This is a genomic window from Caulobacter sp. D5, assembly GCF_003185805.1.
Lineage (GTDB): Bacteria > Pseudomonadota > Alphaproteobacteria > Caulobacterales > Caulobacteraceae > Caulobacter.
Genome location: NZ_QHJY01000288.1, coordinates 1 through 5,786, shown reverse-complemented (window position 1 = coordinate 5,786; position 5,786 = coordinate 1). Strand labels below are relative to the sequence as shown.

The following is a 5,786-nucleotide window of genomic DNA, read 5'->3' as shown; positions in this document are numbered from 1 at the left end:
CGGCGCCAACGAGGCCGAGCGCGCCGCGTCGGCCCGCGAGCAGGCCGGGGTCGTCGCCCAGGTCGGCGAGGGGCTGGAGCGCCTGGCCCAGGGCGACCTGACCGCCCGCCTCGACCACGCCTTCCCGCCCGCCTATCGCAAGCTGCAGGACGACTTCAACGCGGCCATGCAGCGGCTGCAGGAGACCATGAGCGTGATCACCGGCGCGGTCGGCGGCATCCGCGCCGGCTCGGGCGAGATCAGCCACGCGGCCGACGACCTGTCGCGCCGCACCGAGCAGCAGGCCGCCAGCCTGGAAGAGACCGCCGCGGCCCTGGACGAGATCACCGCCACCGTCCGCCGCGCGGCCGAAGGCGCGGGCACGGCCCGTCGCTCGGTCGATGCGGCCCGCAAGGACGCCGAGGCCGGCGGGGCCGTGGTCGAGCGCGCCGTCGCCGCCATGACCCAGATCGAGGCCTCCTCGCGCGAGATCGGCAACATCATCGGGGTGATCGACGAGATCGCCTTCCAGACCAACCTCCTGGCCCTCAACGCCGGCGTGGAAGCCGCCCGGGCGGGTGACGCCGGAAAGGGCTTCGCGGTCGTGGCCTCCGAGGTTCGCGCCCTGGCTCAGCGCTCGGCCGAGGCGGCCAAGGAGATCAAGGGCCTGATCGGCGCCTCCGGCCAGCAGGTGGACGAGGGCGTGGCCCTGGTCGGCCAGACCGGCGAGGCCCTGCGCCGCATCACCGCCGGGGTGCTGGAGATCAATCACACCGTCGCCGAGATCGCCGCCGGCGCCCAGGAGCAGGCCACGGGCCTGGCCCAGGTGAACGTGGCGGTGAACCAGATGGACCAGGCCACCCAGCAGAACGCCGCCATGGTCGAGCAGTCGACGGCGGCCAGCCACTCGCTCTCCAACGAGGCGGCCGAACTGGCGCGGCTGGTGGGCCGGTTCAAGATCGGCGGCGGCGCGAGCGCGGCGAAGCGGGCGGCCTAGAGAAGACCCTCTCCCCGAAGGGAGAGGTGTCGGCGAAGCCGACGGAGAGGGAAGTCGCTGCGAGGCTGGCCAGGGTCGGCGGCGGCTGAGAACGGCCCCCCTCCGGCCCTCCGGGCCACCTCCCCCAGAGGGGGAGGATCTAAGAAAACGCCCCGCCTGGTGAAAACCAGGCGGGGCGCTCTTCATTCAGACGCTATCGAAGGCGATCACGCCCCCGGGGGAACCGGGAAGCCGCGGTCGCGCATCAGGGCGCCGATCTTGACGTCGCGGCCGCGGAAGGCGCGGAACTGCTCGGCCGGGTCGACCGAGTTGCCGCGCGACATGATCGTCTTGATCAGGCGCTGGCCGGTGGGCTTGTCGTAGAAGCCGCCCGGCGCCTCCTGGAAGGCCTCGGCGACGTCGGCGGTCAGGGTGTCGGCCCACAGGTAGCTGTAGTAGCCGGCCGAGTAGCCGTCGCCCGAGAACACGTGACCGAACTGCGGCGTGCGGTGCCGCATCACGATCTCCTTGGGCATGTTCAGCTTGGCCAGTTCCTCGCGCTCGAACTTGTCCGGATCGATGTCGACGCCGCCCGCCAGGTGCAGCTTCATGTCGATCAGGGCGCTGGCCAGGTACTCGGTGGTGTCGAAGCCCTGGTTGAAGGTCGAGGCCTTCTTGATCTTGTCCACCAGGGCCTGCGGGATCGGCGCGCCGGTCTTGTAGTGGACGCAGAACTTGTTGAGCACCTCGGGCGTCGAGAGCCAGTGCTCGTTCAGCTGGCTGGGGAACTCGACATAGTCGCGGGCGACGTTGGTGCCCGAGACGGTCGGGTAGGTGACGTCGCTGTTGAGGCCGTGGATGGCGTGGCCGAACTCGTGGAACAGGGTGTTGGCGTCGTCCCAAGAGATCAGCACCGGCTCGCCGGGCTTGCCCTCGATGAAGTTGGAGTTGTTGGAGACGATCGTCGAGATCGGCTTCTTGAAGCGCTCCTGGTTGCGGTAGGCGTTCATCCAGGCGCCCGAGCGCTTGCCCTGGCGGGCATAGGGATCGAAGTACCACAGGCCCACGTGCTTGCCGCCGCGCAGCACCTCGTAGACGGTCATGTCGTCCTGGTAGACGGGCAGGCCCGACACCTTCTTGAACTCGAAGCCGTAGACCTGGCCGGCGGCCCAGAACATGCCTTCGCGCAGCTTCTCCAGCTGCATGTACGGCTTCACCTCGTTCATATCGAGGTCGTACTTCGCCTTGCGGACCTTCTCGGCGTAGTAGCGGTAGTCCCACGGCTCGATCTTGAAGCCGCCGCCCTCGGCGTCGACGATGGCCTGCATGTCGGCGACGTCCTTGGCGACCTGCTCGATGGCCGGGGTCCAGACGGCTTCCATCAGGGCCATGGCCTTGTCGGGCGTCTTGGCCATCGCGTTCTCGAGGCGCCAGTGGGCGTGGGTCTCGAAGCCCAGCAGCTTGGCGCGCTCGGCGCGCAGCTTGAGGATCTTGGAGATCAGGGCGTTGTTGTCGGTCGCGCCGCCGTTGTCGCCGCGGTTGACGAAGGCCTTCCAGACCTTCTCGCGGGTGGCGCGCACCGGCGAGTTGGTCAGGTAGGGGTCAACGCTGGAGCGGGTGTTGACGATGATGTTCTTGCCGGGAAGCTTGCGCTGCTCGGCGCTGGAGGCCGTCGCGCCCTTGATGGCGTCGGGCAGGCCGGCCAGGTCGGCCTCGGTCAGCTCGATATAGGTCTCCTCGTCGGCCAGCAGGTTCTGGCTGAACTTGGTGAAGAGGCCCGACAGCTCGGTGTTGATGGCCGCGACCCGGGCCTTGGCGGCCGGGTCCAGCTTGGCGCCCGAGCGCACGAAGTTGGTGTAGTAGATCCAGACGAGGCGCTGCTGCTCAGGGGTCAGCTTGGCCTTCTCGGGGCTGTTGTAGACGGCCTCGATACGGGCGAAGAGCCCGGCGTTCTGGGTGATCTTGTCGCCGATCTCCGAGAACTTGGCGTCGATCGCCGGCTCGATGGCCTGGTACTCGGGCGAGCTCATGTTCGAGCCCCAGATGCCGTAGTAGCAGGCGACGTCGGCCAGGGTGCGGCCGGTGTCTTCCAGCGCCGCGATGGTGTTGGCGAAGGTCGGCTTTTCCTTGTTGGCGACGATGGCGTCGATTTCGGCCAGGTTCCTGGCCATGGCCGTGTCGACGGCCGGGGTCAGGTCGGCGACCTTCATCTTGTCGAAGGCGGGGACGCCGCCGTACGGGCCGGTCCAGGGGGCGAGCAAGGGATTGGTCTCCGCGGCGAAGGAAAGGGCGGGCGCGGCGGCGCTCGCGGCGGCGGCCGCGGCGGACGAAAGCAGGAAGGTGCGACGTTGCACGGATGGCTCTCCGTTGAGTGTGGCCGGACCCTAGGCCATGCCCGCGCGCCCGTCACATGACAGGACCGTAACCTTTTCAAAGCCGACGCCTTTTCCGCCCTTTTCCCTCGTGCGGGCGCATGGACGGAGGCCCTCGGCGCGGCTAATGCTCAGGCCATGACCATCGGCGTTTTCGACTCCGGCGTGGGCGGCCTCAGCGTCCACCGCGCCCTCGTGCAGCGTCTGCCCCAGGCGGACTTCGTCTACCTGGCCGACCAGGCCAACGCCCCCTATGGCGGCAAGCCGGGGGAAGAGATCGTCGACCTGACGCGGGCCGGCTGCGAGCGCCTGTTCGAGGCCGGCGCCAGCTTGGTGGTCCTGGCCTGCAACACCGCGTCGGCCATCGCCCTTCGCCGCCTGCAGCAGACCTGGCTGCCGGGCTATCGCAAGCAGCTGGGTCGTCCGATCAACATCCTGGGCATCATCGTGCCGACCATCGAGGCGGCCACGGGCCTGCCCTGGGAGCACGAGGCCGAGCGCCGCGGCGACAAGGTCGAGCAGCTGGACGTGCTGGGGGTGTTTTCCACGCAAGGGACCACCAATTCCCGCGTCTACGAGATCGAGATCGACAAGCGAAAGCAGGATCTGGCGGTGTTCTCGCAGCCCTGTCCGGACCTGGTGCCGATGATCGAGGCTGACGCCGGCGTCGTCGATCTGGCCAAGGCCGTCGAGGGCTATGTCCTGGCGCTGAAGACCCGCATCGGCCGCTATCCCGACCGCGCCGTGCTGGGCTGCACCCACTACGAGATCATCGCCGACATCTTCCGCGCCGCCCTGCCGGCCGGCACCCCGGTGATCCACCAGCCGGCCTCGACCGCCGACTCCCTGGAGCGATACCTGGAACGTCACCCCGAGTACGACCCGGGCACGGGCGGCGGCCGGGTGTTCCTGACCACCGGCCAGCCGGGCCCCCAGAACGGCCTGGTGCAGAGCTTCTGGGGCGGGCCGCTGGTGTTCGAGAAGGCCTGACGGCTCCGTCGCGTAACTCAGCCCGTCATCCCGGAAGCGCGTAGCGCTATCCGGGACCCAGGGGACTGGGCGCGATGGCGAGGTCCGCAACCATGCGACTGTCGATGCAAAGCGACGGCCCCTGGGTCCCGGCTCTACGCTGCGCTTCGGCCGGGATGACGGGCAAGGGGTGGCTTGCCTAGACAGCCAAGCCGGCGCTTGATCCCGGAACATCGTTGCCGGAGACGCGCCATGAAACTCGCCGCCCCCGTTCTCGCCGTCCTGACCCTGCTGGCGGCCGGCGCCGCGCGCGCCGAGGTGGTCGACGCCCAGCCGAACGGTTTCGAGACCAAGCGCGTCGTGGTCATCGCCAAGCCCGCCGCCGAGGTCTGGGCGGCGCTGGTGCAGCCGGCCAAATGGTGGAGCAGCGACCACACCTGGTCGGGCTCGGCCGCCAACCTGTCGCTGGGCGCGGCGCCGGGGGCCTGCTTCTGCGAGAAGATGCCAAACAGCGGCGCGGTTCTGCACATGACCGTCGTCAACGCCCAGCCGGGCAAGCAGCTGACCCTGTTCGGCGGGCTTGGTCCGCTGCAGTTTTCCGGCGCCAGCGGCCACCTGGTCTGGGCGCTGGCGGAAGCCGACGGCAAGACCACCCTGACCTGGAGCTACGACGCCGGCGGCTACATGAAGGGCGGCCTCAACAAGATCGCCCCGGTCGTCGACCAGGTGCTCGGCCAGCAGCAGGACCGCCTGAAAGCCTATCTGGAGACGGGCAAGGCCGGGTAGGGCGCTGTCGCCCTCAGTGCAGCCCGCGCAGCAGGTCGATGCGGCGCATGGCCTTGCCGGGCAGGGCCGACATCCGGCCCAGCGGCAGGGCCTCGGCGACCTGGCGCACGCCCCAGGCGGCCGAGCGCACGAAGGTGGCCGGCGAGGGCGCGCCGTAGAAGCCGAACACCACGGTCTGGCGGGCGTTGGAGAGCTCGCGCTTGAAGCGGTAGTCGCCGGTGCCCAGGTCCAGCCGCGTATGGGGGCCGCCGTCCATGCCCTTGAGAATGTCCTGGAACAGCAGCAGGCCGGGCGAATAGCGGTCGAACTTGGCGTTGTGGGCGATCAGCCAGCCGTGGATCGTGTGCGCCCCGCGCAGGTGCAGGTGCACGGCGGCCAGCTCGTCGCCCAGGTGCAGGGTGTAGAGCCCGCCGCCGAAGTCCGGGTCGCGACGGGCGAACATGTCCTCGACCAGGCGGTTGACCCAGTCGGTCTTGAAGAGGTCGGTCTGGCCGGTGGCCAGCAGCTGCTCGCGCTTCCAGGCGATCAGCTGGTCGAAGTCGGCCCGGCTTTCGGACATGGCGGCGTAGCGCGCCGGCCCGATCTCGCGCTCGGCCTTGCGGCGCTTCTTGTCGATGTCCTTGAGCACGCCCACCCCGGCGCTCTTGCGGTCGGTGGCGTAGGCCTCGTAGCCGGCGGAGACGTCGACGATCCAGGAGTCGGCC

The 5,786-nt window shown here is 69.4% G+C and carries 5 protein-coding genes; 3 read left to right on the top strand and 2 right to left on the bottom strand.

The annotated features are described in order from the left end of the window. A partial coding sequence (locus DMC18_RS18035; protein WP_233248209.1) for a methyl-accepting chemotaxis protein occupies positions 1–976 on the top strand: 976 nt, incomplete at its 5' end. 206 nt (positions 977–1,182) lie between these two features. Here the strand turns inward: DMC18_RS18035 and DMC18_RS18030 are convergent. Further along, the gene (locus DMC18_RS18030; RefSeq protein ID WP_110121171.1) at positions 1,183–3,309 is read right to left on the bottom strand and encodes a M3 family metallopeptidase; all 2,127 of its coding nucleotides are present in this window, start codon (positions 3,307–3,309) and stop codon (positions 1,183–1,185) included. 156 nt (positions 3,310–3,465) lie between these two features. On the opposite strand from DMC18_RS18030, the gene DMC18_RS18025 reads away from it, so the two are divergent. Next, entirely contained in the window at positions 3,466–4,317 is an 852-nt protein-coding gene (locus tag DMC18_RS18025; protein WP_110121170.1) for a glutamate racemase, read from the top strand. Between the two features lie 231 nt (positions 4,318–4,548). Beyond that, positions 4,549–5,082: an SRPBCC family protein gene (locus DMC18_RS18020; protein ID WP_110121169.1), complete on the top strand. Its 534-nt coding sequence runs from the start codon at positions 4,549–4,551 to the stop codon at positions 5,080–5,082. A gap of 13 nt (positions 5,083–5,095) precedes the next feature. Here the strand turns inward: DMC18_RS18020 and DMC18_RS18015 are convergent. Then, the coding region (locus tag DMC18_RS18015; RefSeq protein ID WP_146218123.1) for a GNAT family N-acetyltransferase at positions 5,096–5,786 on the bottom strand (691 nt) is incomplete at its 5' end.

Bases quoted from the DNA above. Each gene is read 5' to 3' on its own strand.
- DMC18_RS18025 (WP_110121170.1), top strand. From the start codon at position 3,466: ATGACCATCGGCGTTTTCGACTCCGGCGTGGGCGGCCTCAGCGTCCAC.
- DMC18_RS18020 (WP_110121169.1), top strand. From the start codon at position 4,549: ATGAAACTCGCCGCCCCCGTTCTCGCCGTCCTGACCCTGCTGGCGGCC.